A 25,766-nucleotide genomic window follows, 5' to 3' on the forward strand; every position below is an offset into this window, starting at 1 on the left:
ATGAAAGTTCGGGTTGATTCAGACCGTTGCCAGGGCCACACGCTGTGCTCGATGATCGCGCCCGAGTCCTTCGAGCTCGACGACATCGAGGGTCACGCCTCAGCGGTGGCGGAAGACGTTCCGGCAGAACACGAATCCGCCGTTCGCGAAGCGGCACAGTCCTGCCCCGAGCAGGCGATTCTCATCACGGAGACGAGCGCATGACCGTCGACGACGATATCGAGCGCAAGAAGAACCGCTACCACTTCGACCGGCACACCCCGGAGTATCGGGAGCAGTTCGAGAAGATCACCGAAGAGATCCACGAGAAATGCCCGGTTGCGTGGACCGACACCTATGACGGCCACTGGGTGGCGGGCGGCAGCCAGGCGGTGTTCGAACTCGCCCGCTGCCCGGTCGTGTCCAACGACCACGACGTCAACGGAGAACGCAAGGGCTATCAAGGCATTTCGATCCCGAAGGCCAAGCGAGCGAGCGGTGTGCGCGGCGGCATCCTCGAGATGGACGAGCCCGAGCACCGGATCTACCGCACCGTACTCAACCCGTACCTGTCACCGGCCGCGGTCAAGCGCTGGGTACCGTTCATCGACGACGTGACCCGCGCGTGTCTCGACGAGAAGATCGAGCAAGGCCGGATCGACTTTGTTGACGACCTGGCCAACATCGTGCCCGCGGTGCTGACACTGGCGATGCTCGGTATCCCGCTGAAGAACTGGGCGATCTACAGCGAACCGGTGCACGCATCGGTATACACCCCGGAGCATTCTCCCGACATCGACAAGGTCGTCGCCATGCACCGGCAGATGGGGCTGGATCTTCTGACCAACATGCTTGAGATCAGGGAGAATCCCCGTCCCGGTATCGTCAACGGACTGCTGCAGATGCGCATCGACGGTGAGCCCGCACCGGACATAGAAATCCTCGGGAACCTCGGGTTGGTGATCGGAGGTGGATTCGACACCACCACCGCGCTGACCGCGCACTCGATGGAGTGGCTGTCGCAGCATCCCGACGAACGCGAGCGCCTCAGCCGCGAGCGGGACACCTTGCTGGATTCCGCCACCGAGGAATTCCTGCGCTACTACACGCCCGCCCCGGGCGACGGCCGCACCTTCTCCGACGACGTCGAACTCGAAGGGACGCAGTTCAAAGAGGGTGAGCGGCTGTGGATCTCGTGGGCGATGGCCAACCGCGACCCCTCGGTGTTCCACGAACCCAACGAAATCATTCTCGACCGTAAAGGCAACCGGCATTTCAGCTTTGGCTTGGGAGTGCACCGTTGTATCGGCTCGAACGTCGCGCGGACGGTGTTCAAGTCGATGCTGACCGCGGTGCTGGACCGGATGCCGGACTACGAGTGCGACCCCGAGGGCACTGTGCACTACGAGACCATCGGCGTCATCCAGGGCATGCGCCACCTGCCGGCTACCTTCACCCCCGGCAAGCGGTTGGGCGCGGGCTTGGACGAGACGCTGGAGAAGCTGCAGAGGATCTGCGACGAGCAGGAACTGGCCCGCCCGATCACCGAGCGCAAGGAAACCGCGGTCATCGACTGAAAATCGGCCTATATTCGGCCCACGGACGCAAAGGGGCACGAGGTGAAGTCGTTGGCGTTGAGCGGCGCTTTGGTGGCGGCGAGCGTGACACTGTCGCCGGTGGCGCATGCCCACATGCCGTATGGCAACTACCGGGTGGAGAGCCCGCGCGACCCCGGTCACTCGTGGATCTGGGCGTTGCGTCCATGCGAGCCCGGTCACCCTGACGACTGCCTCCGGGACCAGGCCCAGCCCAGGCCCAATGGCCAAGCGACCCCGTGGTATTCCGAAGCACACCTGGCGAACGGCACGTACACCATGACCGTCGACGTCCCCGACGGTGTGCGTTGCCTGGTCTACTTCCTGCCCTCACACGACGTCTACACCTGGGACGCGGTATCCCTCAGCGGTTCGGTGACGTCCACCTATGACAAGAGCTGCGGCAACGGCCCGGGCGGCACCGCCAGCTGGCCGTTCAACCTCGTCCGTGAATAAAGTCAGCGAGACGGCAGGCCGAGTACCCGCTGAGCAATGATGTTGCGCTGGATCTCCGAGGTCCCACCGGCGATGGTTCCGGAGAAACTGCGGGCATAGCGCTCGAACCAGCTGCCAAAGTAATGGTCGAGGTTCATCGGCTCGTAAGGTCCGGTGAGCGCCGGATGGATCAGACCGCCGGATCCCGCTGCGGACAAAGCGTTTTCGCATGCTTGCCGCTCGGCTTCCGAGCCGAGTAGCTTGAGCACCGACAGCGCAGGCACGTCCTCCTCCCCTCGGGCTGCTCGTGCCAGCGCCACCGATCCGAGCAAGCGAAGCGCCTGTCGGTCCATGATCGCGGTGGCGTACTGGTCACGCTCGAGGGAGTTCGACGGGTGGAAGTCGGTGATGACGTTGTCCAGCCGATCAGCAAAGCCGAGCCACATCATCGTGCGCTCGTGTCCCAGTGAGCCGTTGGCGACACCCCAGCCCTGGTTCAGCGGCCCGACGAGGTTTTCCGCCGGCACCTTCACGTCTTCGAAGAACACCTCGTTGAAGTCGAGGTTGTCCTGGCCACAGATGTCGGCAAACGGGCGGCGGGTGACGCCTGGGGTGTCGGTGGGGATCACCAGTGCGCTGATCCCCTTGTGCTTCGGCGCATCTGGGTCGGTGCGCACGAAGGTCAACAGCACGTCGGCGTCGTGAGCGCCCGACGTCCAGACCTTCTGGCCGTTGACCACGAAGTGGTCGCCGTCGAGCACCGCCTTCGTCCGCAGCGAGGCCAGATCGGATCCGGCACTCGGTTCGCTCATGCCAAGCGACGCGGTGATCTCGGCACGCAGAATCGGCACCGCCCAGCGCTGCTTCTGCTCGTCGCTACCGAACGAAATAAGCGATGCGGCAACGATATTGACGCCCTGGGGGTTGAAGCTGTGGTAGATCCGCCGCTTGCACAGCTCCTCCAAATACACATACTGCTGCAGAACGGTGGCATGACGGCCGCCGAATTCCGGTGGCTGGGTGGGCAGCAACCACCCGTGGTCGAACAACAGGCGCTGCCAGCGACGCGCCCAATCCGGCATGTGCGACACCGATTTCGGCCGCTCGACGGCTTCGGCCGCGGCGGCGGGAGCGTGCTCGTCGAGGAAGGCGACGAACTCGTCGCGGAACGCCTCGACATCGGGATCAAAGGTGAGCTGCACGGTACTCCTCGGTGACTCTTGCGCGGTGCTCGGCGGTACCGCCCAGCATGAGCTCGCCGGCCTTGGCCCGCTTCAGGGCGAATTGCAGATCGTTCTCCCAGGTGAATCCCATCGCGCCGAACAGCTGTAAGCCGTGTCGGAAGACCAGCGACTGACATTCGCCCGCACCCGCTTTCGCCATCGCGGCGGCCAGTCGACGTCGCGGGTCGTCACCGGCGATGGTCAGCGCCGAATAGTAGGCAAGCGCTCGGGCGCGTTCGATCGCAACATGCATATCTGCCGCCTTGTGCTGGACGGCCTGGAACGATCCGATGGGCACCCCGAACTGGTGCCGGCTGCGCACATGGTCGAGGACCAGGTCCAGAATGCGTTGGCAGGCACCGACCATCGTCATCGCCATACCCATCAGCGCGACGTGGTGAGCGCGGTCGGTGTCGACCCGCACCCGCGCGGAATCCGGCAACCGCAGTCCGTTGAAGGTCAGGTCCGCAATATGCAGCACGGGGTCGAGTACGGCGCTGCGACGCCGAGACAGCCGCTCTCCCGCGTCGTCGGCGTTGACGATGAACACCGCGGCATCGGTCACCACGGCAAGCCACTGGGCCCGGTCGCCGTCAAGCACGTGCCGGGCAGTGCCGTCCAGAACCCAGTCCTCGCCATCCCGGTGCACAGTGATTCCGGTGTAGACGGCGGTCCCGGACGCCTGCGGGTCGAAGCGATCGCCGGCCAGCGGCGCGAATTGGGTCATTGTCGCCAGGAACGGTGTGGGGTCGGTGGCGCGCCCGAGCTCTTCGAGAACGATGGCCAATTCAACGGCGTTATCGGGGTCGCTCATGTCGGTCCAGCCGTGCTCGACGTAGGCCTTCCAAACCGGCGCCGGGTCGACGCCGTCCTCGGCGATTGCCCTGACCAGCGCCGGTGGGCACTGCTTGCCGACGGCGTCCCGGACGGTTTCCTGCCAGAGCCGCTGATCAGCGTCGAATTCCAGCAGCATTCCGCCACTCCTTAGATCGTCAACGTGCTGTGAGAATATTATTCTCTTAATAGCACAGTGACAATCTCGCCGAGCTTCGCCGGATCACGATCCAGGCTGTCGAGTAGGCGGCCGGCGTCCCGATCGCCGTCGATTAGCAGTGAGAATGCTATTATCGCTGAGCAAGAACATCGCTCACATCTGCACATCCCGAATGCGGCTCCTATCAGGAACGATGGGTAATCGAAATGCTTACGGGAAACCCGTTGAATAGCGGTGAACGGCGATGTTAGTTTGGCTAGCAGACGGGACGCAGTCGGTCCACTCGCGGAAGGCGGTTCAGGTGATCGAGCACCCAGACGGGACGCGCACACCACTGATCGACGCCAGCGTGCACATCTTCTTCTCATCAAACAAAGAACTGCGCTCCGTTCTGCGTGAGCCGTTCAAGAGCCGCGGCTTTCCGGACTACGAAATGGACTGGTATGGCGCTCCGGGCGGCGAATACGCCCCGAAGACCCGGGGCCCGGAACGCCAGTACCCAGGCTCTGACCCGGATTTCGTTGGTAACGAACTGTTTTCGAACCGCGGCGTCGATGTCGCCGTGTTGCACCCGATGGCACGCGGCATCATGCCGGACCGCCACCTGGGCACCGCGCTGCACGCCGCACACAACGAGATGATGGTGTCGAAGTGGCTGGAGCACAGCGAATTCGGCGATCGATTCCGCGGCACCATCCGGGTGAACCCCGACGACATCGCGGGGTCACTCAAAGAGATCCAGAAGTGGCGCTCGCACCCGCGCGTCGTCCAGATCGGCGTCCCATTGCAGTCGCGTGAGGTGTACGGCAAGCCGCAGTTCTGGCCGTTGTGGGAAGCCGCCGCTGATGCCGGTCTGCCGGTCGCGGCGCACATCGAGGTCGGTTCGGGCATCGCCAATCCGCCGACACCGAACGGCAACACCCGCGTCTACGAGCACTACGTGAGCTTCATGGCGCTGAACTACCTGTATCACCAGATGAACATGATCGCCGAAGGCGTCTTCGAACGTTTTCCCACGTTGAAATTCGTCTGGGGCGACGGCGCCGCCGACTTCATCACGCCATTCATCTGGCGGATGGACACCTTCGGCCGTCCACACCTCGAACAGACGCCATGGGCGCCAAAGATCCCGAGCGACTATCTGCCCGGGCACATCTATTTCGTGCAAGGCAGCCTCGACGGGCCCGGCGACACCGATTTCGCCGGTGAGTGGTTCGGCTTCACCGGCAAGGACGACATGGTGATGTTCGGCTCCAGTTACCCGCACTGGCAATGCGGCGACATCCACAGACTGCCCAAGGCGCTGTCTTCCGAACAACGGGAGAAGGTGTGCTGGCGCAACGCGGCCAACCTGTACGGGATCGACGTTTCGGCCGATCTCGCGGCCGGCTAGTCGCAGAATAGACAGAACCGCCGGAGAGCGAGGAGATCGATATGACGCTGACCCATTCGCAGGAGCGCGTTCCGGCCGCGGAGCGCATCGCCGTTCGCTGCGTCGACTCCGATGTCCACCCCGCACCGCGACGCGGCGAGCTGATCCAGTACATCCCGGAGCCGTGGCGCAGCAAATACTTCCTCAACCGCGAAGTCGGTGAGCAGATCTACTACGACGCCCCGGACTACGCGCACAGCTACGCGATGCGCACCGACGCCTTCCCTCCGGACGGTGAATTCGCTTGCAGCGACCCGGATATGGCTTTCCGGCAGCTGATCATGGAAGCGGGAGCCGATATCGCAATCCTCGAGCCCGCGGCCTACCCGGCGCGACTGCCCGAGGCGCAGCACGCAATGTCGGCCGCGTTGAACGAATGGCAGGCTCACCACTGGCTCGACAGCCACAACAACTGGCACGAGCGGTGGCGCGGCTCGATCTGCGCGGCCATCGAGGAGCCCCAGGAGTCGGTGCGCGAGATCGAGAAGTGGGCGGGCCATCCTTACATGGCGCAGATTTTGATCAAGGCCGAGCCGCGGCCGCCCTGGGGCAACCCGAAATACGATCCGATCTGGGCCGCCGCCACCAAGCACGACATGCCGGTGAGCTGCCACCTGTCCCGCAGTCACTTCGAGGAGCTGCCGGCTCCCCCGGTCGGCTATCCGAGCTACAACCACGATTTCATGGTCACGTACTCCCTGCTGGCCGCCAACCAGGTGATGAGCCTGATCTTCGACGGCGTCTTCGACCGGTTCCCGACGCTGCGCATCGTGTTCGTCGAGCATGCGTTCAGCTGGATCCTGCCGCTGATGTGGCGGATGGACGCGATCTACGACGCGCGCAAGTCATGGCTCGACATCAAGCGCAAGCCGTCGGAGTACGTCAAGGAGCACATCAAGTTCACCACGCAGCCACTGGATTACCCCGAGGACAAGACGGAGTTGACCCGGGCGCTGGAATGGATGGAGTGCGAGAAGATCTTGCTGTTCTCGTCGGATTACCCGCACTGGACCTTCGATGACCCGCGTTGGCTGGTCAAGCATCTGCCCAAGCACGCGCGGGATGCGGTCATGTACAAGAACGGCATTGCGACATACCACCTTCCAGAGACGGTTCCCGTCCTCGAGGGCCAGGTCCGGGTGCTCTGAGTGCCTGACGAAACCACCCGGCCCGATTCACCGCTGGGCCAGCCCAGACTCGCCCAGGGCCGTGAGCACGTCGTGGCAACCGTCGACGAAATCCCCTCAGGTAAGCACAAATTGGTCCCGATCGGCCGCCACGGCGTCGGTGTGTACAACGTCAACGGAACCTTCTACGCGATCGCCAACTACTGCCCGCATCAGGGCGGTCCGCTGTGTTCGGGTCGGGCACGCGGACTCACGGTCGTGGACGAGACCGCGCCGGGGGACGCGGTGATGGTGCGTGATAAGGAGTACATCTACTGTCCTTGGCACCAATGGGGTTTCGAGCTGGCGACCGGCACGACCGCGGTCAAGCCGGAGTGGAGCATCCGCACCTATCCGGTACGAGTCGTCGGCAACGACGTCCTGGTACAGGCCTGATCGATAGGAGAATCTGTGGCTTCGATCGAGGTTAACGGTGGCAATGTCGTCTACGAAATCCTCGGTGATTCCGGTAATTTGATCGCGCTGACCCCCGGCGGCAGGTTCAGCAAGGAGATTCCCGGGCTGCGCCCGCTGGCCGAAGCGCTGGTGGCCGGCGGCTACCGGGTGTTGTTGTGGGACAGGCCGAACTGCGGCGCATCGGACGTCCAGTTCTATGGGCAGAGCGAATCGCATATGCGCGCCGAGACGCTGCACAAGCTGGTGACGGGTCTGGGATTCGACCGGTGCATCCTGGCCGGCGGATCGGGCGGCGCAAGGGATTCCATGCTGACCACGATGCTCTACCCCGAACTGGTGCAGAAGCTGGTGGTGTGGAACATCGTCGGCGGCATCTACGGCTCGTTCGTGCTTGGCTCGTACTACATCATCCCGAGCATCCTGGCCGTGCGCGGCACCGGTATGGACGGCGTGGTCCAGGTTCCGGAATGGCGCGAGCGCATCGAGGAGAATCCGGCCAACGAGAAGCGCTTGCTCGCGTTCGACTCCGGCGAGTTCCTCAAGTTGATGCTGCGCTGGCTCAACGCGTTCGTTTCCAAGCCGGGTCAGACAATTCCCGGTGTCGACGACGAGATGTTCGACCGAATCAAGGTCCCCACGTTGATCATTCGTGGCGGGGAGAACGACTTGGATCACCCGAAACGGACGTCGCTGGAAGTCAGCTGCTTGATCAAGGGATCCACGCTCATCGACCCGCCGTGGCCGGAGGACGCCTGGGAACGCGCGTCCGAGGCACGGGCGCAGGGCAAAGTGAAGCACTTCAACATGTTCGACACATGGGTGCAGGCGGCGCCGGACATCCTGAAGTTCCTGGGGTCGTGATGCAGCTACACCGTGTGGATGCGGACCTCGCAGTTCAGCGACGCCTCGAGCGCCGTGTGGACCCGGCTTTCCGGGATGCGGTCGAGGTCGTCTTCGCGCAACGTCACGTCGACGATGTCGAAGCCGTCGTCGCCCGGTGTGCGGACGATGTCACCGCTGAGGCCGAACCCGGCCAGGACGCCGTGCGCGTCGTCATCGGTCCCCCGGCTGACGAAGGTGACCACCCCCGCAGCAGGTTCGGTGCCAAACGCTTTGCTACACAGGTCAATCGCCGACTGCATGGCGGATTCTGCGTCTTCAGAGCTGATCAACAACTCCACCTCACGGCGACCGGCGGGCATCGCGCCGAGGTCCTTCTCGGTGACGCCGTCGCGACCGACATAGTTGAGGAGCGCCGCCATGCCCTCGGTTAGTTGCAACGGAGTCAGCGCATTGTCGGGGTCGACGTTGACGCGCGCGACTGCGGTTCGCATGTCGGCAAGCCTAACTCGATCAGCTGAAACCTCGGGGGTCCACTGATGGAGACCAGCGCCGCACCGGCGATCACCCTCGGCACGTCAGCGGGATTCACACCGCGCCTGCTGACCGTCGGGGACCGAGAAGATCGCGCCGCCTACCACGCGACGGGCGGGTACCAGCCGCTCGCGGGGACCGATCAACTGCTCGACGAGGTCGAGGCAAGCGGCCTCCTCGGTCGTGGCGGCGCCGGTTTTCCTTTCGCGGTGAAGGCGCGCACCGTCCGCGACAATGGGCGGGCCGCGGGTGGCGCCGCCGTGGTCGCCAACGGCGAAGAGGGAGAACCGGCTTCGATCAAGGACCGATGGCTGCTACGGCATCGTCCGCACCTGATCGTCGATGGTCTGCGGCTTGCGGCGTTGATGGTTGCCGCCGACCGTACGTATGCCTATGTGTCCGATGCGGAGTCGGCGCACAGCGTCGAAGCTGCCCTGGCCGAGCTCGGACCCGATGTGTTCGGCGGCATTAGCGTAGAGGTGCGCATGGTCGAGTCCGGCTACGTCGCGGGCGAGGAAACGGCTGCCGTCCGGGCGCTCAACGGGGGCCCAGCCAAACCGACCGACAAGCCGCCGCGGCCTTTTCAGGAAGGTGTCGGTGGCCTGCCGACGCTGGTGAGCAACGTCGAGACGCTGGCGGCCCTGCCGTTCGTGCAGCGCAACGGGGCCGCGGAGTTCCGTTCGCTGGGGACGTCCGCATCCCCGGGTAGTTTCCTGCTGACGGTGACCGGAGCGAGCCGTCCGCCTGGGCTGTACGAGGTGCCTCACGGCCTGCCGTTCACTGACCTGCTTGCACTACACGGTGTTTCAACCGACTCCGTGCGCGGCGTGCTGATGGGCGGCTACTTCGCCGGCCTCCTGGACCGCACCGTGCTCGATATCACGCTGGACCACGAGACGTTGCGCGACCTGGGTAGCGGTCTGGGCAACGGCGCGGTCACAGTGATCACCGACGACTGCCCGCTCGCCGTCGCGGCCTCGGTGCTGGCCTACTTCGACCGCGAGAACGCCGGACAATGCGGCTCCTGCTTCAACGGGACCGCGGCAATGGCCGCGGTCGCCGGCGCGTTACGCGACGGAGTCGCCACCGTCGAGGACGTGGCCCGGTTGCGCCGCTGGTCGGTCGTGCTGCGCGGGCGCGGCGCATGCGCAACGCTGGATGCTGCCACTAACATCGCCGCAACCCTGCTGGCGCACTTTCCCGACCTCGTTCAGGCCCACCTCGACAACGCTTGTGCGACATGCCAATCGGGCGCATTCACGGCTGAGCGCCCCTACCAGGTGGAGGCGCTGTGAGGATTCGTCTGGACCGCACGATCTGCGACGGGTTCGGCCTGTGCGCCAAGCACGCGCCGGAGTACTTCTCCCTCGACGACTGGGGATACGCATCGCTGGAAGGCTCCGGCGATGTCACCGAAGGCGATCGCGATGCCGTGATGCGGGCGCTGCTGGACTGCCCGGTGCATGCGATCACCGAATGGGGCGAGCACCGTGACACCGAGCCGCATCAGCGTTCGGTGGGCGCCGACGATGCTGCCGAGCACCTGAAAACCGAAGACAACGAAGCGGAGTGGGGGTTCACCCGTTGACCGGACGTCCGCTGCCGTTGCTCACCGACGACAACGAGTTCTTTTGGAAGTCGGGCGCGGACGGGAAGCTGCGGCTGCAGGAATGCACCGACTGCAGTGCACTGATCCACCCGCCCGCACCCGTCTGCCGATACTGCCGATCGCACAACCTCGGTGTTCGGGCCGTGTCCGGTCGCGCGACCCTGGCCGGGTTCACGCTCAACGAGCGATTCAGCCTGCCCGGCCTGCCCGCACCGTATGTCGTCGCGCAGGTCGCGATTGCCGAGGACCCCCGAGTTCGGTTGACCACCAACATCATCGACTGTGATCCCGCACAACTCGAGTTGGGCCAGCAGGTGGAGGTGGTCTTCGAGCAGGACGACGATGTCTGGCTGCCCCTATTCCGTCTCGTCGCGGGCGCCGAGCCCGCTGAATTGCCTGTCGACGAGATCGAGCCGCAGCGCTTCGGCGAATACGTCCGACCCATGCTGACCGCCGACAAGTTCGAAGACAAGGTGGCGCTGACCGGCATCGGCATGTCGGAGATCGGGCGGCGGTTGATGGTGCCGCCGCTGTCGCTGACCGTCGCGGCCTGCGAGGCAGCGATCGTCGACGCCGGGCTGACCATCGACGACATCGACGGTCTCTCAACGTATCCCGGGGGCGGCTTTTTCGGTGGCTTCACCGAGGGCGGAGTCACCACGTTGGAAGCCGCGATGGGCATCCGCCCGGTGTGGCACAACGGTGGCATGGAGACCTTCGGCCCCGGTGGTTCGGTGATCGCCGCGATGCTCGCCGTCGCGGGCGGGTTGGCCCGTCACGTGCTGTGCTTCCGGACGCTGTGGGAAGCCACGTTCAACGAACAGATGAAGCAGGGCAAGATCGTCCCGTCGGGCGGCCGCCGCGCCGACTGGCTCATGCCGTTCGGCGCCACCTCGGCGGCACACACGTTGGCGCAGAACGCCCAGCGTCACTTCCACCGTTACGGCACAACGAAGGAGACGTTGGGCTGGATCGCGTTGAACCAGCGCGCCAATGCCGAACTCAACCCGACAGCGGTGTACCGCACACCGATGACCATGGACGACTACCTCGGTGCGCGTCCCATCACCTCGCCGTTCGGGTTGTACGACTGCGACGTACCGTGCGACGGCGCCGTCGCGGTGATCGTGTCGGCAGTCGACGCCGCACAAGACACCGCCAAGCCGCCGGTCTACGTCGAGGCCGTCGGCACCCAGATCATCGAGCGAATCGATTGGGATCAAAGCACATTGACCCACGAGCCACAGGTGCTGGGTCAGTCCGCACACCTGTGGTCGCGCACCTCTCTGACGCCAAGCGACGTCGACGTGGCCGAACTCTACGACGGCTTCACAATGAACTGCCTGTCGTGGATCGAAGCGCTCGGATTTTGCGGCATCGGCGAGGCGAAAGAATTTCTGGATGGCGGCAAGAACATCTCTCGCGAGGGCCAGTTGCCGCTCAATACCCACGGCGGTCAGCTGTCGCACGGCCGCACCCACGGCATGGGCCTCATGCATGAAGCGATCACCCAGTTGCGCGGCGAGGCCGGGGAACGACAGGTCGCCGATGCCCGCGTTGGTGTGGTCAGCAGCGGCGGTCTGACGCCGAGCGGGGTAATGCTGTTGCGGGCCGATCGGTGACCGTGCAGCCGCGGCTGGTCATCGTGGACGGCGTGCCGATGTCCGCTTTGGTGGCAGAGGTGCCGGACCCGCGGGCGGTGATCGTCGCGATTCACGGCGGAGGCACCACCGCATTGTATTTCGACTGCCCCGGTCACCCCGACTTGTCGCTGCTGCGCGGCGGCGCCCAGCACGGATTCACGGTGGTGGCGATCGACCGACCTGGTTACGGCAGCTCCGCCGCCTACCCCGATGCGGTCGCGGAACCCAAGCAGCGGATACGGCTGACCTACGGGGTGGTGGACAAGGTTCTAGGTGAAAGGCCTCGCGGCGCTGGCCTTTTCCTGATGGCACACTCCGGGGGTTGTGAACTCGCCATACGCATGGCCGCGGAGGGATCCGACGAGCAGCGCGCCGGGCTGATCGGCATGGAGCTGGCCGGCACCGGCCGGCGCTACCATCCCGCGGCGCGAGAGATTCTCAAGACCGCGACCCGTGAGCACCGCCCGTCCGGGATGCGCGAACTGTTATGGCATCCACCGGAGCTGTACCCGGCCGAAATGCTTCGTGGTGCAACCGTTTACCCGGGTGCACCACCCTACGAAGACAAGATGGTATCGAACTGGGCTCGTCAGGACTTCCCGTCGCTGGCCCCGAACGTGCGGATTCCCGTGCAATTCAGCATTGCCGAACACGAGAAGGTCTGGCAGTGCGATGCCGACGCGCAAGCCGAGATCGCCTCATTGTTCACCCAGGCGCCGCGGTTTGAAATCAACGAGCAAGCTGGTGCGGGCCACAACATCAGCGTCGGCCACACTGCCGCGGCCTACCATTCAACGGTTTTCGCGTTTGCCGACCAATGCGTGAACACCGTGGGGACGCACTGATGGACGTCGGGTTCATCGGCCTTGGCAGCCAGGGCGCCCCAATGGCGAGACGAATCGTCGAAGCCGGATTCCCGACCACGCTGTGGGCGCGCCGAGCGGTTTCTCTCGAGCCGTTCGCTGACACTGCCGCCTCGGTTGCCGAATCACCGGCCGAGCTTGCCGCCGCGAGCGACCTGGTCTGCCTGTGCGTGGTCGGCGATGCCGACGTCGTCGACGTCGTCACTGGTGATAGCGGGGTGCTGGCCGGGCTCAAACCGGGTGGGGTGATCGCCGTGCACAGCACCGTGCATCCGGCGACGTGCCGCGAGTTGGCCGAAAAGGCTGATGCACAGGGCGTTTCGGTGATCGACGCTCCGGTGAGCGGCGGCGCGCCCGCGGCGGCCGAGGGCAAGCTGCTCGTCATGGTCGGCGGCGAGGACGAGGTCGTCGAACGGTGTCGTCCGGTGTTCGCCAGTTACGCCGACCCGATCGTGCACCTGGGCGCACTGGGCTCCGGGCAGACCACCAAGCTGCTGAACAACCTGTTGTTCACCGCCAATTTAGGCACCGCGGCCACCATGTTGGCGCTCGGCGAAGCGCTCGGCGTCCGGCCCGGGCGGCTCACCGAGGTGATTTCTCGCGGCAGCGGAAACAGTTTCGCGCTCAACGTTCTCGGCGGCGATACCGCTGGCTTGGCTCGGCTGGCCGCCATGGCCGGCTCGCTGTTGCAAAAAGACGTCCGCCTGATCGCCGACGTCGCGGACACTGCAAACGCGGCTGGCGGTGTCGTGCTGGACACCGCAGACGCCACGCTGGTGCTCATGGAACACCCACGGTGAGAATCGGATTCATCGGCGCGGGACGAATGGGCCGCCCGATGATCAGCCGCCTGGCGCACGCCGGCCACGAGGTGAGCGCGCTGGGCCGATCCGACGAGAAGCGCGCGGCGATCACCGAATTGGGCGCCGACGCGGTCGACGACATCGCCGCCGTCTGCGCCGCGGCAGAGGTGGTGGTGGTCTGCCTGTTCAGCGACGACCAGGTCCGCGACGTCTGCCTGGCGGGTGACCTGACCGCATCGATGCCGCGCGGGTCCACCCTGGTGCTGCACACCACCGGAAGCCCGCGCACTGCCCAGGCCATCGCCGAGCGTGGCATCGAAGTGGTCGACGCTCCCGTCAGCGGTGGACCCCACAACGCTGCGACCGGACAACTGACGTTGTTCGTCGGCGGCGCCGACGACGCGGTGGCCAACATCCGGCCCGTGCTGGGCTGCTACGGCAACCCGATCCTGCACGTCGGACCGCTGGGCGCCGGCCGGAACGTGAAGCTGGTCAACAACGCGTTGTTTGCCGCCCACATCGGGCTGCTGGCCACCGCCGTCGGGTTGGCGTCACGGCTCGGCGTCGATGAATCCGACCTGCTCACCGCGCTCCGGCACGGCAGCGCAGCGAGCCGGGTGCTCGACATCGCCGCGGCGAGCGGATCGGTGACGGCATTCATCGCGACCGCAGGCGAATTCGTCGGCAAGGACGTCGCGGTGATCAGGCAGATCGCGTCGGAGTTGGGCAGCGACCTCGGTGCCTTGGACCACATCATCGACTTCGCAATTCCGCGGCCCGGATAAGACCTTTCCGGCCCGCGACGAAGCGTCTACCGTTAGCGTTACAGTCGAGCATTCCGTCGTAACGCTGTACGCCGCTCAGTGGGCGGTGAGGAGGGTGTCATGACCAAGACAAAGGTTGTCTTCGATCCGTTCTCCGAAGAGTTCTTCACAAACCCGTTCGACATCTATCGCCGAATGCGCGAGGACGCCCCGCTCTATTACGACGAGAAGGAAGACTTTTACGCCATCACGCGTCATGAAGACGTCGCCGCCGCGCTGAAGGACCATGAGACGTACTCGTCGAGCCGGGGTTGCGACCTGGCCATGGTGCGCAAGGGCCTGTCCCCGGAAATGCGGTCGATCATCTTCATGGATCCGCCGGACCACCGTGCCATGCGCAGCCTGCTCAACAAGGCCTTCACGCCGCGCGCCATCCAGTCGCAGCTCGACGACGTGCACGAGGTGACCGACAAGTATCTGTCCGCGGTCGATCCCGACAACTTCGACGTGGTGCAGGACTTCTCCGGTCCGTTCCCGGTCGAGGTCATCACCAGGATGGCCGGGGTGCCAGAGGAATACCGCCAGCAGGTGCGGCACTGGATCGACATCAGCCTCAGTCGCGAGCCGGGCCAGATCGAAACCAGCGAAGCCGGCATGCAAGCCAACGTCGACACCGCGATGTACTACTACGGGCTGATCGGTGAACGTCGGCAGAACCCGCAAGACGACATGATCAGCCGGCTGATCGCGGCCGAGATTCCCGGTGAGGACGGAACGATGCGTCGCCTGGACGACATCGAGATCACCAGCTTCGCCACCCTGCTCGGCGGCGCGGGCGCCGAGACGGTCACCAAGCTGATCGGTAGCGCCGCAGTGATTTTCGCCCGTAACCCCGGCGAGTGGCAGAAGCTATTGGACGATCGCAGCAAAGTACCGGCGGCCATCGAGGAGCTACTGCGCTACGAAGGGCCGGTGCAGTACAACGTCCGCTACACCCTCAAAGAGGCCCACACCAGCGGCGGCACAATTCCACCCGGCAAGCCGGTGTTCGTGATGAACGCAGCCGCCAACCGCGATCCGGACGCGTTCACCGACGCCGAAACCTTCAACATCGACCGCGACCAGACCGAGGCACAACACCTCGGTCTGGGCTACGGCATTCACAGTTGCCTGGGCGCCGCGCTGGCCCGAATGGAAAGCCGTGTCGCGCTGGAGAAGCTGCTCGACTTCATGCCCCGCTACGAGGTGCAGTGGGACGGCTGCAAGCGCGTCACCATGCAAAACGTAGCGGGTTGGCTGAATGTCCCGGTGAAGGTGATGCGATGACGAAGAAGATCGAAGTCGACTGGGGTCTGTGCGAGAGCAACGGCGTCTGCATGGGTGTCATGCCAGAAGCGTTCCGGCTCGAGGACGACGACACGTTGACGATCCTGCAGGACGAAGTCACGCCCGAGAACGAAGACCGGGTGCTCGACGCGATTCGTCAATGCCCGCGACAGGCCATCTCGATCAGCGAGTAAATCCCTGCCGCCGAACAGAAGCCCGGGTCGTTGTGCTGGCCCTGTCCACAGCCATGGCTGTCCCCCGCAAGCGGGAGGTGCCCCCAGTCTCGCGAGCTACCGACGACATTAAGGATTCATCAAGCGGTCGCTTTTACCTTTCGTGTCATGCAAACGAAAGGAACCGTTATGAAGAAAGCAATCGCCGGATCACTGCTCGCGGGCAGCCTGGCTGTCGCCGGCGCGGGGCTGGTTACTGGGGTCGCCCAAGCCGATCCCTTCGCCGCGCAGCCGCATTCCTGGTGTCCCGGGCAGGCACTGCCGTTCAGCAACATTCAGTGGAATATGGGCGTGTGCCACACCTGGTACGAGGTGCCGTTCGGTAAGGGCAACGTCCGGATCGTCGACCTTCATGGAAATCCGTTGGACAGTTTCATCTCGGCCGACATCCCGGCGCCGATGCTGACGCCGCCGCCACCCCCGCCGCCCAAGCCGCCACACCCCTTCTGCACGCCTCGCGGAGCGTTGATCATCATCCCGCCTATCTGCGACGAGATCGGCGTGTACTGACGCACGTAACGGTTGCAGCTCAGGCGAATCCGGAGATGATGACGGCGTTGCAGTCGGCCGCGGCCTGGCGCAGCTTCGCCGCGGCCTGGTAGGCGTCCGACTCGTACCACGCCTGAGCCGCCTCCACCGAGTCGAACTCCAGCACCACGGTCTGGTCGCCATGCCAGGTGCCTTCCAAGGTCGTCGGCTTGGTGTCGACGGCCAGGACGTTGACCCCGCCCATCGCCCCACCGGCCGCCTTGGCGTAGGCCTTCATGCCTTCCGGGTTTTTGACGGCCTCGGTGAGAATGACGTATCCCTTTGGCACAGCTGGGTTCTCCTATTTCTCGCTGATGGCTTGTTCGGGGCAGCATTGGATGGCTTCGTGGGTGGCCGATTCCAAGTCCGCGGGTACTTCCGAATCGACGGCGACCGCGTAGCCGTCGTCGGTGAGACTGAATACCTCCGGACACAGCGTGAGGCACATCCCGTGGCCGCGACAGCGCTGGTCGTCTACCCATACCTTCATGCGGGCGTGAACTCCAGGTGGAGTTCGGTCAGCCCGCGCAGGATGTAGGTCGGAACATATTGGTAGCGACGGTCATTGACCGGCCCATGGTGTTCTTCGCTGATCCGGATGTCGGATGTCCGATCGAGCAGCCGCTCCAGCGCCACCCGCGTCTCCGCGCGCGCCAGGGGTGCCCCGGGGCAGCTGTGGATTCCGCGGCCGAACGAAATATGTTGCCGCGCATTCTTTCTGGCCGGGTCGAACGTGGCGGGGTCGTCGAACCGGCGTGGGTCGCGGTTGGCGGCGGCCTGCACGATCATCACCGTGGTTCCGGCGGGCAGGTCGACTCCGCCGACGGTCACCGGCCGCCGGTTCATCCTGAAGTCGCCCTTGACCGGGCTCTCGTGGCGCAGCGACTCCTCGATGAAATTCGGCAACAGACTGCGGTCCTTGCGCAGCTGCGCCTGGATGTCCGGGCGCTCGCCAAGCGTCTGCAATGACGCGCCCAGCAGACGTACGGTCGTTTCCTGTCCGGCCGAAAACACGTTGGCTGCAACGCGAGCCACGTCTCCGACGTCGGGCGTCGAGCCATCCGGGTAGGTCGCGGTGGCCAGTCCGGTGAGCACGTCCTCACGGGGTTTGGCGCGGCGGTCCGTGACGTAGTCGGAGAACAGGCCGTAAAGGAATTCGAGCGGGCTGTGAGCCAGTGACTCCTTACCGGTGCCGCCGACGCCACCGCCAGAGTGATCGCGGATGCCGTTGACGAACTTGTCCCGATCCTCCATCGGCACACCCAGCAAGTCGGCGATCACGAGCAGAGTGAACGGGCTGGCGAAGCCCTTGATGAACTCGCCGCGGCCGGGCGCCAGGAAGCCGTCGAGAGCCTGGTCCGCCAGCACCCACATGGCGTCCTCGTTCTCCTTGAGGCGCTTGGGTGTGATCAGCCGCATCAGCAGCGAACGGTGATTGGTATGGGTCGGCGGATCGAGAGTCGGCAACTGGTCGCTGAACGGCAACTCGTCCCGATGCTGTTCGATCAGCTCGGTGATGTCGCTGTCACCCTTGCCGTCGAGGCTCACCGGAAACCCGGGAAACGGTCCGGTCACCGAGTTGCACGAGGACCACGTGTCGGGGTCGTTGAGGACGGCGCAGGCTTCTTCCCAGCCGGTCACCATCGTGACGTCGTGGTGCTTTTCCTTCGTCACCGGGCACTGCTGCCGAAGCGCCTCGTAGTAGGGGTAGGGATCCGCAATCAGATCGCTGCCGCGGAAGAAATCCTTTTCGGTGAAGTCATTCACCATGTCGCACCGTTCCAATCTCGCCAGTGAGAATGCGCCTCTCATAGATGGATATTAGGTTTCCATAGCGCATGCCGCGACGTCAACGCGGGTCCGGGCGCGGCTCAGCCCGCCGGGATGAGATCGGCCTGCGCCGATGGGCTCGACACCACCCGGCTACGAAATAGTTCGATGCTGCCAACGTCGGTGCCCGATAGCCCGGCTGCCGCGAGCGCCTGCCCCTTGAACGCTTGAGCTGCCGCGCTGAGCCGGTGCTCGACCAGGTCGATGTGCGAGTCCAGCTCGACCGGCCACGTCCGTCCCCACAGCGTGACCTCGGTGGCGCCCTGGTCGAGCGCCTGCAGCACGCCCTGCCTCACCCGCGGATCGCAGTCGAACAGGTCGGCCGCCGCGGCCAGGGTCTGCGGGGGTGGCCGGTGACCGGCGCTCGCGAGCGCGTACTCGAGATCGAGGGTTTGCACGCCGAGGATCTGCAGGGGCCGGTCGTCGGGATAATCGGCGACCAGCACGGTCACGTCCCAACCGGCCATCGCCCTGTCGAACAGCCAGCCACCGGCGAATCTCACGACGTCGGCGACGTCACCCGCGACGACGTCGAGCCGGTATCTCACTCCGGGGTCGGCGGCGCCAGGTCCCGCGCCAACGACTCCGAGTACTCCTTGAAGACCTCGGTCAGCGGTATCGACGGATTGATCAGCCATGTCGTCTCCATTCCGGTGATGAAGGCAAGGATTTGCGTTGCCTTGACGGTCACATCGATGTCCATGCGGAACTGGCCGGCTCGCTGACCTCGCCGGATGAGTTCGGTGATGATGTCGGTCGCGCTTTGGTAGCGCGCGACCAGGCGGTCGTGCAGCGGCGCGTCAGGGTCGACGTTCTCGGCCAGCAGCACGCTGTAGGTGCCGACCAGCTGGGGCGATCGGTAGAACCGGTCGGCCACCGCGGCGAGCTCCGAAATGAGGTCGCCGGCCCGGTCGGCATGTGAGTCGTCGTCGGCATCGCGGATGTCGAGGACGGCGTGCAACAGCTGCTCTTTTGATTCGAAGTGATGCAGCAGGCCCGCCGGGCTGACCCCGGCCTCGCCGGCGATTTGGGCCAGCGTCGTGTTGCGCCACCCGTTGCGGGTCAGCAACCGCTGCGCCACGGCCAGGATGCGCTGTTTGCGATCCTCGCCTTTGGCCCGCAGCGAGTCATACGGCCGTGTCTCGGGCACCGGACTCCTTCGTCCCAACCAACCAACTGAACACACAGTAGGTTGGTTGGGCCGGGTGTGACAAGGGTCTCAGTCGATGTAATTTCGGCGGGCTAGAGGCCGAGCGACTTCGCGATGATGACTTTCATGACTTCGCTGGTGCCGGCGTAGATCCGCGCCACCCGTGCATCGGTGTACAGGCGCGCGATCGGATACTCCATCATGTAGCCGTAGCCGCCGAACAGCTGCAGGCAGCGATCCACCACCCGGGCCTGCATCTCGGTACAGAACAATTTCACCCGCGCCGCGTCGGCGGCCGACAGCTCGCCCTCGACGTGCAGTGCGACGGCCCTGTCCAGCATCGCCTGGCCGGCCTCGACTTCGGTTGAGCAGGCGGCCATTTCGAACTTGGTGTTCTGGAACGACGCGACCGGCTGACCAAAAGCTTTGCGGTCCTTGGTGTAAGCGATCGCCGCGGCGATCGCGGAGCGGGCCTGTGCCACCGACCCGACCGCGACCGTCAGGCGTTCCTGCGGAAGGTTGTGGCCGAGGTAGCCGAACGCCTCGCCTTCCTCGCCGAGCACGTTTTCAGCCGGGACGCGGACGTCGACGAACGACAACTCGGCGGTGTCCTGGACTTTGCAGCCCATCTTCTCCAGCTCGCGGCCGCGAGTGAAGCCTTCCATGCCGTCTTCGACGACCAGCAGCGTCAGGCCCTTGCGGCGGTTGTCGGGATCGGTGAAGGTGCGGGCCACCACGATGACGAGGTCGGCCTGCATGCCGCCGGTGATAAATGTCTTGGCGCCGTTGACGATCCAGTGGTCACCGTCACGCACGGCCGTCGTGCGCATACCAGCCAGATCCGAGCCCGTGCCCGGTTCGGTCATCGCGACGGCGGTCAGCAGCGTGCCGTCGGCAAGGCCGGGGAACCAGCGCTTGCGCTGCTCTTCGTTCGCGTAGTGCAGGAAGTACGGCAGGATCACTTCGAGTTGGGTGCGGACCGTGGACAGCGTCACCAGCGCCTTGGCCGCCTCCTCCTGCAGCACGACGTTGTAGCGGTAGTCGGGCATGCCCCCGCCGCCGTACTCCTCAGGGATGGCCATGCCGAGCATCCCGAGGGCGCCCATCTTCTCGAAGACGTCGCGCGGCATGCGGCCGCCCTTCTCCCATTCCGGGTAGGCGGGCACGACCTCCTTCTCGATGAAATCGCGTGCGAGTTCGCGAAACGCCTCGTGGTCTTCGGTGAACAGGTCCCTACGCACGACGTCCCCTTGTCAGGCGACGAGTTCGACAATGGTGGCATTGGCGGTGCCGCCGCCTTCGCACATGGTCTGCAACCCGTAACGAATGTTGTTGTCGCGCATATGATGCGCCATTCGAGTCATCAGCACCGCACCCGATGCGCCCAACGGATGGCCTAAGGCGATGGCGCCACCGAGGGGGTTCAGCCGCTCCGGATCGGCGCCGGTTTCCGCCAGCCAGGCCAACGGAACCGGGGCGAAAGCTTCGTTGACCTCGAACACGCCGATGTCGTCGATCGACACGCCGGCCTTGGCCAGGACTTTTTCGGTCGCTGGGATCGGACCGGTCAGCATCAGCACCGGGTCGGCGCCGGTCACCGCGCCGGCGTTGTATCGGACCAGCGGCGTCAGGCCGAGCTCCACCGCGATGTCCGACGTCGTCACCAGCAAAGCGGCTGCGCCATCGGATATCTGTGATGAGTTGCCCGCATGGATCACACCCGCCTCGTCAAAAGCCGGCTTGAGACCGGCCAGCTTCTCCACCGACGTGCCGCGCCGAATACCTTCGTCGGCGGTGACGGCGGTGTCGTCGACAAAGACCGGGGCGATCTGACTGGTGAAGGCGCCGTTGTCCTGCGCGGCCGCGGCGCGTTCGTGGGACAGCGCGGAATACTCGTCGAGCTGGGCGCGGGAAAAGCCCCATTTCTTGGCGATCATCTCCGCCGAGATGCCTTGGTTGAACGAGAAATCATCGTATCGTGCAAGGACTTTGGGACCGTATGGTTGGCCAATGGCCCGGGCCGACCCGAGCGGCACCCGGCTCATCACCTCGACACCGCCGGCCACCACCACGTCCTGCTGGCCGGACATCACCGCCTGCGCCGCGAAGTCGAGCGCCTGCTGGCTGGAGCCGCACGCGCGGTTGATCGTCGTGCCCGGAATGTGTTCGGGCCAGCCGGCGGCCAGCACCGCGTACCGCCCGATGTTGCTGGACTGGTCGCCGACCTGCGACACACAGCCCCAGACCACGTCGTCGATGACGTTCGGGTCGATACCGGTGCGTTCGACGAGTTCGTTGAGGACCACTGCCGACAGGTCCGCGGCGTGCATCGCCGACAGCCCACCATTGCGCTTGCCGACGGGTGTCCGAACCGCCTCGACGATGACCGTTTCACGCATTGTTCTGCTCCGCTCTGTTAACCGCCCACTGCCCAGTGAACGACGGGTCGCGCTTCGCCGCGAAAGCGGCATACGCCTCCGCCGAATCGACTGTGGCGAAATTACCGACCTGGGCACGGGCCTCGTTAGCCAGTGCGTCGCGCAAAGTCCTGTCCGACCCCTCGTTCAGCAGTGCCTTGCTGTGCGCCAACGCAATCGGCGGCCCCGAGGCCAGCCGGTCTGCGATCCCGTCGACGAAGAGGTCGATCTCCTCGGCCGGGACCGTCCAGGTCACCAGTCCCAGCGCTTGGGCTTCCGCAGCGTCGATGGTCTCGGCCAGCAACACCAGACGCTTGGCCTGTTGCAGGCCGACGATCTTCGGCAGCAGCCACGAACCGCCGAGATCGACCGATAGCCCGCGTTTGGAAAAGATTTGCGAGAAAGACGAATTGGGGCTGGCCACCACCAAGTCGCACCCGAGCGCTAAGTTCCAGCCCGCGCCGACCGCCACGCCGTTGACCTTCGCGATCGTGGGCTTGGACAATTCGTGCAATGCCAGGGCGACGTCGGTCAGGCGTTGCAGTTTATGGACGGGATGGCTGTCGTCCGGCGCCGAGATGTCAGCGCCAGAGCAGAATGCTCCCTGGGCCCCGGTGAGCACAACAACGCGCACGCCGACGTCCCGGTCGGCATCAATGAGAGCTTGCGCCAATGCGATCCACAGCTCCCGGTTGATCGCGTTCTTGCGATGCGGCCGGTTCAGGGTCAGCGTCCGGACCCCGTCGCGATCACTGCACAGCAGTGCCGAGTCTTCGGCGCCGCCGCTCATGAGTACGCCGGTCCGACGGCGCCTAGATCTCGCAGACCTTGAATGTCGTCGATGCCGAGCTCGGCGAGTACCGCATCGGTGTGCTGTCCCAGCCCGGGCACCGCACCCATCGGAGCCTGGTAACCAGCGATCACCGGTGGCGGTAACAACGCCTGGATCGGGCCGGCGGGCGTGTCGACCCGACGCCAGCGGTCGCGCGCCTTCAACTGCGGGTGCTCCAGCACTTCGCTGGGTAGGTTGTAGCGAGAATTGCCGATGCCGGCATCGTCCGCGGTCTTTTGCACATGGTCCAGGTCGTGCTGTGCACACCAGGCGCCGATAGCCTCGTCGAGGAGACCGCGATGCGCGCAGCGACCGGAATTGTTGGCGAACCGCGGGTCATCGGCGAGATCCTCGCGTCCGATGATCTGGCGTGAAAGCCGTTGCCACTCGGCGTCGTTGGTGGTTCCCAGGACCACCGTCTGACCGTCCGAGGTGCGATACGCGCCGTAGGGCGCCACCGCCGGCGAACCCACACCCAACGGTTGCTGGTCGACACCGGAATGCTGGGTGTAGGTAAGCGGATAGCCCATGTACTCCATCATGGTGTCGAAGAGGCTGAGCCCGACCGTGTTTCCATGCGACGCCGGCGCCGACTGGGCGTCGCGCGAATACAGCAACGCCAGAATCGACAGCGCCGAGTACAGCCCTGTGCTGATGTCGGCCATCGCCGGGCCGGGCTTGGCCGGCATGCCCGGATAGCCGGTGATCGCGCACGTGCCCGATTCCGCTTGCACCAGAAGGTCGTACGCGCGCTTGTGCGACAGCGGTCCACCGGGTCCGTAGCCGTCGATCTCGACCGCGATGACATTCGGGTGGCGCTGTTCGAGATCGGCGGCCGATATTCCGAGCCGTGAGACCGCACCGGGCGCCAAATTGGACACCAGGACATCGGCACGGTCGAGCAGGCGGTGCAGGATGTCCAGCCCCGCCTCGGTTTTCAGGTCGAGGGTGACCGACTCCTTACCGCGGTTCGCCCACACGAAATGCGCGGCAAGGCCGTTGACGACCTCGTCGTAGTAACGGGCGAAATCGCCGCCTTTGGGATTCTCGATTTTGATGACTCGCGCACCGAAGTCGGCCAGCACCCTGGTACACATCGGCGCGGAGACCGCCTGCTCGAGGGCCACCACAGTGATGCCCGTCAGCGGCCCCTGCTGCTCGGGCATCACATGACCATGCCGCCGTCGACCGGCAACACCTGACCGGTGATGTAAGACGCGGCGTCGGAGGCGAAGAAGACGAAGGCGCCGGCAACCTCTTCCGGTTCGGCCCAGCGCTTCAACGGGATGCGGTTCATCATGTTGGCCGCAAACTTCTCGTTGGTGCGGATGGTCTCGGTCATACGCGTCGCCGCAAGCGGCGCAAGCGCATTCACCATGATGTTGTTGCGTGCCTGTTCGCGCGCCAACGACTTGGTGAATCCGATGATGCTGGCCTTGGCAGCGGAGTAGTTGACCTGACCGAGCGTGCCGGTGATCCCGGCCGACGAGACGACGTTGATGATGCGCCCGGTGCCGTCGGTGGGCAGCGACTTCAGCGCGGCCTGGGCGCAGTGCACCGCGCCCATCAGGTGGATGTCGATTACCTTGTAAAAGCTTTCGTCGGTGAGGTCGGCGAACATCCCGGGTGCGGTCACCCCGGCGTTGTTGATCAGGATGTTCAGCACGCCTCCGGACAGTGCGGCGGCCTGCGCCACCGCAGCCTCGGCAGCCGACCGGTCGCGCACGTCGAGCGCCACGCTCTCAGCGTTACCACCGGCCGTGCAAATGCGTTCGGCGACAGCCGAAGCGGCGTCGGCGTCGACGTCACTGACCAGGACAGCGGCCCCGGCCGCGGCCAGCGCTGCGGCGACGGCGGCACCAATGCCGGTGCCCGACCCGGTAACCAGCGCCGAGCGCCCGCTGAGGTCGAATAGCGACGACATTCAGTAACTCCTCGGCATTCCCAGCACGTGCTCGCCGAGGAAGTTCAAGATCATCTCCTGGCTCACCGGCGCGATCTTCATCAGCCGCGACTCGCGGAAGTAGCGCGACACGTGGTACTCCTCCGAGTAGCCCATCCCGCCGTGTAGCTGCAGTGCCCGATCGGCCGCCCCGAACCCGGCGTCGGCACACAGGTACTTGGCGGTGTTCGCCTCACGCCCACAGGGTTTGCCGTTGTCGTAGAGCCAGGTGGCCTTACGCAGTACGAGTTCCGCGGCGTCGAGGCGGGCCAGCGAGTCGGCCAGCGGGAACTGCAGGCCTTGGTTCATGCCGATCGGTCGGTTGAAAACGACCCGCTCGTTGCCGTATTTGACGGCTTTGTCCAGGGCAACGCGGCCAATGCCTAGCGCCTCCGCGGCGATCAGCATCCGCTCGGGGTTGAGGCCGTCGAGAATGTACTTGAATCCCTTGCCTTCCTCGCCGACACGATCCTCGACCGGCACGATCAGGTCGTCGATGAACACCTCGTTGGAACTGACCGCGTTGCGACCCATCTTTTTGATCGGTCTGATGTCGACGCGGTCACGGTCGAGGTCAGTGAGGAACAGAGTCATGCCGTCCGTCTTCTTCGCGCCGCGCTTCTCCAAGTCGGCCGGCGTCTCGGTGCGAGTCAGCAGCAGAATCTTCTCGGACTCCAACGCCTTGGAGATCCAGACCTTGCGGCCGTTGATCCGATAGTTGTCGCCTTCGCGCTTGGCGAACGTCGTGATACGCGAAGTGTCAAGGCCGGCGCCGGGTTCGGTGACGCCGAAGCACACATGCAGGTCGCCGTTGACGATGCGCGGTAGCGTCCTGGCCTTCAGCTCCTCCGAACCGTGCTTGACGACCGGTTGCATGCCGAAGATCGTCAAGTGGATCGCGCTGGCGCCGTTCATGGCCGCACCCGACCGCGACACCTCCTCGAGCAACAGCGTCGCCTCGGTGATCCCGAGTCCGTGGCCGCCGTATTCCTCGGGGATCGTCATACCCAGCCAGCCGCCCGCAGCTATCGCGTCGTAGAACTCCTGCGGAAACTCGTGCGCGAGATCCTTTTCCATCCAGTACTGGTCGTCGAACTTCGTCGCCAACTCGGCGACGGACTTGCGGATCAGTTCCTGGTCATCGGTCAGCTCGAAGCTCATCCCACCGCCGGCCACTGCTAAATCTCCTTCGAATCAATTCGGCACCGGCA

The 25,766-nt window shown here is 65.0% G+C and carries 30 protein-coding genes; 16 read left to right on the forward strand and 14 right to left on the reverse strand.

What is annotated here, in order from left to right:
• Genes MKK62_RS04355 through MKK62_RS04365 form a run of 3 tightly spaced genes read left to right on the forward strand, consistent with a single transcriptional unit; the run spans position 1 to position 2,030 of the window.
• Positions 1 to 204: a ferredoxin gene (locus MKK62_RS04355; RefSeq protein ID WP_240262210.1), complete on the forward strand. Its 204-nt coding sequence runs from the start codon at positions 1 to 3 to the stop codon at positions 202 to 204.
• A complete protein-coding gene (locus tag MKK62_RS04360; RefSeq protein ID WP_240262208.1) occupies positions 201 to 1,556 on the forward strand; it encodes a cytochrome P450 in 1,356 nt (451 codons plus the stop codon). The genes MKK62_RS04355 and MKK62_RS04360 overlap by 4 nt, the downstream gene beginning before the upstream one ends.
• 42 nt (positions 1,557 to 1,598) lie before the next feature.
• Positions 1,599 to 2,030 (forward strand): hypothetical protein, encoded by a 432-nt coding sequence (locus MKK62_RS04365; protein WP_240262204.1) that lies wholly within the window; start codon positions 1,599 to 1,601, stop codon positions 2,028 to 2,030.
• A 2-nt stretch (positions 2,031 to 2,032) separates the two neighbouring features.
• Here MKK62_RS04365 and MKK62_RS04370 read toward each other — a convergent pair whose 3' ends face one another.
• Entirely contained in the window at positions 2,033 to 3,211 is a 1,179-nt protein-coding gene (locus MKK62_RS04370) for an acyl-CoA dehydrogenase family protein (RefSeq protein WP_240262203.1), read from the reverse strand.
• Complete coding sequence (locus tag MKK62_RS04375) at positions 3,195 to 4,205, reverse strand: acyl-CoA dehydrogenase family protein (protein ID WP_240262202.1); 1,011 nt, start codon at positions 4,203 to 4,205, stop codon at positions 3,195 to 3,197. Before MKK62_RS04375 ends, MKK62_RS04370 begins: the two co-directional genes overlap by 17 nt.
• A 322-nt stretch (positions 4,206 to 4,527) precedes the next feature.
• On the opposite strand from MKK62_RS04375, the gene MKK62_RS04380 reads away from it, so the two are divergent.
• From MKK62_RS04380 to MKK62_RS04395, 4 genes are read left to right on the forward strand one after another with little or no spacing between them, the layout of a single operon-like run.
• Entirely contained in the window at positions 4,528 to 5,619 is a 1,092-nt protein-coding gene (locus MKK62_RS04380) for an amidohydrolase family protein (protein ID WP_240262201.1), read from the forward strand.
• Positions 5,620 to 5,660: 41 nt separating this feature from the next.
• Positions 5,661 to 6,806: an amidohydrolase family protein gene (locus tag MKK62_RS04385; protein ID WP_240262199.1), complete on the forward strand. Its 1,146-nt coding sequence runs from the start codon at positions 5,661 to 5,663 to the stop codon at positions 6,804 to 6,806.
• Positions 6,807 to 7,220: a Rieske (2Fe-2S) protein gene (locus MKK62_RS04390; protein ID WP_240262198.1), complete on the forward strand. Its 414-nt coding sequence runs from the start codon at positions 6,807 to 6,809 to the stop codon at positions 7,218 to 7,220.
• A 15-nt stretch (positions 7,221 to 7,235) separates the two neighbouring features.
• Positions 7,236 to 8,102 (forward strand): alpha/beta fold hydrolase, encoded by an 867-nt coding sequence (locus MKK62_RS04395; protein ID WP_240262196.1) that lies wholly within the window; start codon positions 7,236 to 7,238, stop codon positions 8,100 to 8,102.
• 5 nt (positions 8,103 to 8,107) lie between these two features.
• On the opposite strand, the gene MKK62_RS04400 is transcribed toward MKK62_RS04395, so the two are convergent.
• Complete coding sequence (locus MKK62_RS04400) at positions 8,108 to 8,575, reverse strand: hypothetical protein (RefSeq protein ID WP_240262195.1); 468 nt, start codon at positions 8,573 to 8,575, stop codon at positions 8,108 to 8,110.
• A 45-nt stretch (positions 8,576 to 8,620) separates the two neighbouring features.
• Here MKK62_RS04400 and MKK62_RS04405 point away from each other — a divergent pair, with 45 nt between their 5' ends.
• The 9 genes from MKK62_RS04405 to MKK62_RS04445 all read left to right on the forward strand — a co-directional run bounded on the left by MKK62_RS04405 (position 8,621) and on the right by MKK62_RS04445 (position 16,366).
• Complete coding sequence (locus MKK62_RS04405) at positions 8,621 to 9,910, forward strand: NADH-ubiquinone oxidoreductase-F iron-sulfur binding region domain-containing protein (protein ID WP_240262193.1); 1,290 nt, start codon at positions 8,621 to 8,623, stop codon at positions 9,908 to 9,910.
• Positions 9,907 to 10,203, forward strand: a complete 297-nt coding sequence (locus tag MKK62_RS04410) for a ferredoxin (protein ID WP_240262191.1) — start codon at positions 9,907 to 9,909, stop codon at positions 10,201 to 10,203. Before MKK62_RS04405 ends, MKK62_RS04410 begins: the two co-directional genes overlap by 4 nt.
• Positions 10,185 to 11,846 carry a thiolase C-terminal domain-containing protein gene (locus tag MKK62_RS04415; protein ID WP_240262190.1) on the forward strand — a complete coding sequence of 554 codons (1,662 nt, stop codon included), beginning with the start codon at positions 10,185 to 10,187 and terminating at the stop codon, positions 11,844 to 11,846. The genes MKK62_RS04410 and MKK62_RS04415 overlap by 19 nt, the downstream gene beginning before the upstream one ends.
• A 38-nt stretch (positions 11,847 to 11,884) precedes the next feature.
• Positions 11,885 to 12,712, forward strand: coding sequence for an alpha/beta hydrolase (locus tag MKK62_RS04420; RefSeq protein WP_240263829.1), 828 nt, complete (start codon positions 11,885 to 11,887; stop codon positions 12,710 to 12,712).
• Positions 12,712 to 13,530: an NAD(P)-dependent oxidoreductase gene (locus tag MKK62_RS04425; RefSeq protein WP_240262189.1), complete on the forward strand. Its 819-nt coding sequence runs from the start codon at positions 12,712 to 12,714 to the stop codon at positions 13,528 to 13,530. The genes MKK62_RS04420 and MKK62_RS04425 overlap by 1 nt, the downstream gene beginning before the upstream one ends.
• A complete protein-coding gene (locus tag MKK62_RS04430) occupies positions 13,527 to 14,318 on the forward strand; it encodes an NAD(P)-dependent oxidoreductase (protein ID WP_240262188.1) in 792 nt (263 codons plus the stop codon). The genes MKK62_RS04425 and MKK62_RS04430 overlap by 4 nt, the downstream gene beginning before the upstream one ends.
• Positions 14,319 to 14,417: 99 nt before the next feature.
• Positions 14,418 to 15,623 carry a cytochrome P450 gene (locus MKK62_RS04435; RefSeq protein WP_240262187.1) on the forward strand — a complete coding sequence of 402 codons (1,206 nt, stop codon included), beginning with the start codon at positions 14,418 to 14,420 and terminating at the stop codon, positions 15,621 to 15,623.
• Positions 15,620 to 15,817: a ferredoxin gene (locus MKK62_RS04440; protein ID WP_240262186.1), complete on the forward strand. Its 198-nt coding sequence runs from the start codon at positions 15,620 to 15,622 to the stop codon at positions 15,815 to 15,817. Before MKK62_RS04435 ends, MKK62_RS04440 begins: the two co-directional genes overlap by 4 nt.
• A 168-nt stretch (positions 15,818 to 15,985) precedes the next feature.
• Complete coding sequence (locus tag MKK62_RS04445; RefSeq protein ID WP_240262185.1) at positions 15,986 to 16,366, forward strand: hypothetical protein; 381 nt, start codon at positions 15,986 to 15,988, stop codon at positions 16,364 to 16,366.
• 19 nt (positions 16,367 to 16,385) lie between these two features.
• Here the strand turns inward: MKK62_RS04445 and MKK62_RS04450 are convergent, their stop codons facing one another.
• The 11 genes from MKK62_RS04450 to MKK62_RS04500 form a co-directional block, all read right to left on the reverse strand.
• Positions 16,386 to 16,622 carry a DUF1330 domain-containing protein gene (locus tag MKK62_RS04450; protein ID WP_240263828.1) on the reverse strand — a complete coding sequence of 79 codons (237 nt, stop codon included), beginning with the start codon at positions 16,620 to 16,622 and terminating at the stop codon, positions 16,386 to 16,388.
• A 63-nt stretch (positions 16,623 to 16,685) separates the two neighbouring features.
• The gene (locus MKK62_RS04455; protein ID WP_240262184.1) at positions 16,686 to 16,874 is read right to left on the reverse strand and encodes a ferredoxin; all 189 of its coding nucleotides are present in this window, start codon (positions 16,872 to 16,874) and stop codon (positions 16,686 to 16,688) included.
• Positions 16,871 to 18,154 (reverse strand): cytochrome P450, encoded by a 1,284-nt coding sequence (locus MKK62_RS04460; RefSeq protein ID WP_240263827.1) that lies wholly within the window; start codon positions 18,152 to 18,154, stop codon positions 16,871 to 16,873. The genes MKK62_RS04455 and MKK62_RS04460 overlap by 4 nt, the downstream gene beginning before the upstream one ends.
• Positions 18,155 to 18,255: 101 nt before the next feature.
• On the reverse strand, positions 18,256 to 18,762 hold the full coding sequence (locus MKK62_RS04465; RefSeq protein ID WP_240262183.1) for a hypothetical protein: 507 nt from the start codon (positions 18,760 to 18,762) through the stop codon (positions 18,256 to 18,258).
• A complete protein-coding gene (locus tag MKK62_RS04470) occupies positions 18,759 to 19,364 on the reverse strand; it encodes a TetR/AcrR family transcriptional regulator (protein ID WP_240262181.1) in 606 nt (201 codons plus the stop codon). Before MKK62_RS04470 ends, MKK62_RS04465 begins: the two co-directional genes overlap by 4 nt.
• Positions 19,365 to 19,456: 92 nt before the next feature.
• Positions 19,457 to 20,605: an acyl-CoA dehydrogenase family protein gene (locus MKK62_RS04475; protein WP_240262180.1), complete on the reverse strand. Its 1,149-nt coding sequence runs from the start codon at positions 20,603 to 20,605 to the stop codon at positions 19,457 to 19,459.
• A 12-nt stretch (positions 20,606 to 20,617) separates the two neighbouring features.
• Positions 20,618 to 21,763 (reverse strand): thiolase family protein, encoded by a 1,146-nt coding sequence (locus MKK62_RS04480; RefSeq protein ID WP_240262178.1) that lies wholly within the window; start codon positions 21,761 to 21,763, stop codon positions 20,618 to 20,620.
• Positions 21,756 to 22,571 carry an enoyl-CoA hydratase/isomerase family protein gene (locus tag MKK62_RS04485; protein ID WP_240262177.1) on the reverse strand — a complete coding sequence of 272 codons (816 nt, stop codon included), beginning with the start codon at positions 22,569 to 22,571 and terminating at the stop codon, positions 21,756 to 21,758. The genes MKK62_RS04480 and MKK62_RS04485 overlap by 8 nt, the downstream gene beginning before the upstream one ends.
• Positions 22,568 to 23,779 carry a CaiB/BaiF CoA transferase family protein gene (locus MKK62_RS04490; RefSeq protein WP_240262176.1) on the reverse strand — a complete coding sequence of 404 codons (1,212 nt, stop codon included), beginning with the start codon at positions 23,777 to 23,779 and terminating at the stop codon, positions 22,568 to 22,570. Before MKK62_RS04490 ends, MKK62_RS04485 begins: the two co-directional genes overlap by 4 nt.
• Positions 23,779 to 24,537 carry an SDR family NAD(P)-dependent oxidoreductase gene (locus tag MKK62_RS04495; protein WP_240262175.1) on the reverse strand — a complete coding sequence of 253 codons (759 nt, stop codon included), beginning with the start codon at positions 24,535 to 24,537 and terminating at the stop codon, positions 23,779 to 23,781. Before MKK62_RS04495 ends, MKK62_RS04490 begins: the two co-directional genes overlap by 1 nt.
• Positions 24,538 to 25,716 (reverse strand): acyl-CoA dehydrogenase family protein, encoded by a 1,179-nt coding sequence (locus tag MKK62_RS04500; RefSeq protein ID WP_240263826.1) that lies wholly within the window; start codon positions 25,714 to 25,716, stop codon positions 24,538 to 24,540.
• Between the last annotated feature and the right edge of the window lie 50 nt (positions 25,717 to 25,766).

The sequence above is a fragment of the Mycobacterium paraterrae genome, from assembly GCF_022430545.2.
In the GTDB taxonomy this organism is placed as follows: domain Bacteria; phylum Actinomycetota; class Actinomycetes; order Mycobacteriales; family Mycobacteriaceae; genus Mycobacterium; species Mycobacterium paraterrae.

Excerpts from the sequence above, each read along its gene's own strand:
- MKK62_RS04500 (WP_240263826.1), bottom strand. The coding sequence starts at position 25,716 with ATGAGCTTCGAGCTGACCGATGACCAGGAACTGATCCGCAAGTCCGTC.
- MKK62_RS04405 (WP_240262193.1), top strand. The coding sequence starts at position 8,621 with ATGGAGACCAGCGCCGCACCGGCGATCACCCTCGGCACGTCAGCGGGA.
- MKK62_RS04455 (WP_240262184.1), bottom strand. The coding sequence starts at position 16,874 with ATGAAGGTATGGGTAGACGACCAGCGCTGTCGCGGCCACGGGATGTGC.
- MKK62_RS04425 (WP_240262189.1), top strand. The coding sequence starts at position 12,712 with ATGGACGTCGGGTTCATCGGCCTTGGCAGCCAGGGCGCCCCAATGGCG.
- MKK62_RS04440 (WP_240262186.1), top strand. The coding sequence starts at position 15,620 with ATGACGAAGAAGATCGAAGTCGACTGGGGTCTGTGCGAGAGCAACGGC.
- MKK62_RS04460 (WP_240263827.1), bottom strand. The coding sequence starts at position 18,154 with ATGGTGAATGACTTCACCGAAAAGGATTTCTTCCGCGGCAGCGATCTG.
- MKK62_RS04360 (WP_240262208.1), top strand. The coding sequence starts at position 201 with ATGACCGTCGACGACGATATCGAGCGCAAGAAGAACCGCTACCACTTC.
- MKK62_RS04385 (WP_240262199.1), top strand. The coding sequence starts at position 5,661 with ATGACGCTGACCCATTCGCAGGAGCGCGTTCCGGCCGCGGAGCGCATC.
- MKK62_RS04375 (WP_240262202.1), bottom strand. The coding sequence starts at position 4,205 with ATGCTGCTGGAATTCGACGCTGATCAGCGGCTCTGGCAGGAAACCGTC.
- MKK62_RS04355 (WP_240262210.1), top strand. The coding sequence starts at position 1 with ATGAAAGTTCGGGTTGATTCAGACCGTTGCCAGGGCCACACGCTGTGC.
- MKK62_RS04450 (WP_240263828.1), bottom strand. The coding sequence starts at position 16,622 with ATGAAGGCCTACGCCAAGGCGGCCGGTGGGGCGATGGGCGGGGTCAAC.
- MKK62_RS04420 (WP_240263829.1), top strand. The coding sequence starts at position 11,885 with ATGTCCGCTTTGGTGGCAGAGGTGCCGGACCCGCGGGCGGTGATCGTC.
- MKK62_RS04485 (WP_240262177.1), bottom strand. The coding sequence starts at position 22,571 with ATGAGCGGCGGCGCCGAAGACTCGGCACTGCTGTGCAGTGATCGCGAC.
- MKK62_RS04490 (WP_240262176.1), bottom strand. The coding sequence starts at position 23,779 with ATGCCCGAGCAGCAGGGGCCGCTGACGGGCATCACTGTGGTGGCCCTC.
- MKK62_RS04445 (WP_240262185.1), top strand. The coding sequence starts at position 15,986 with ATGAAGAAAGCAATCGCCGGATCACTGCTCGCGGGCAGCCTGGCTGTC.
- MKK62_RS04400 (WP_240262195.1), bottom strand. The coding sequence starts at position 8,575 with ATGCGAACCGCAGTCGCGCGCGTCAACGTCGACCCCGACAATGCGCTG.
- MKK62_RS04495 (WP_240262175.1), bottom strand. The coding sequence starts at position 24,537 with ATGTCGTCGCTATTCGACCTCAGCGGGCGCTCGGCGCTGGTTACCGGG.
- MKK62_RS04435 (WP_240262187.1), top strand. The coding sequence starts at position 14,418 with ATGACCAAGACAAAGGTTGTCTTCGATCCGTTCTCCGAAGAGTTCTTC.
- MKK62_RS04480 (WP_240262178.1), bottom strand. The coding sequence starts at position 21,763 with ATGCGTGAAACGGTCATCGTCGAGGCGGTTCGGACACCCGTCGGCAAG.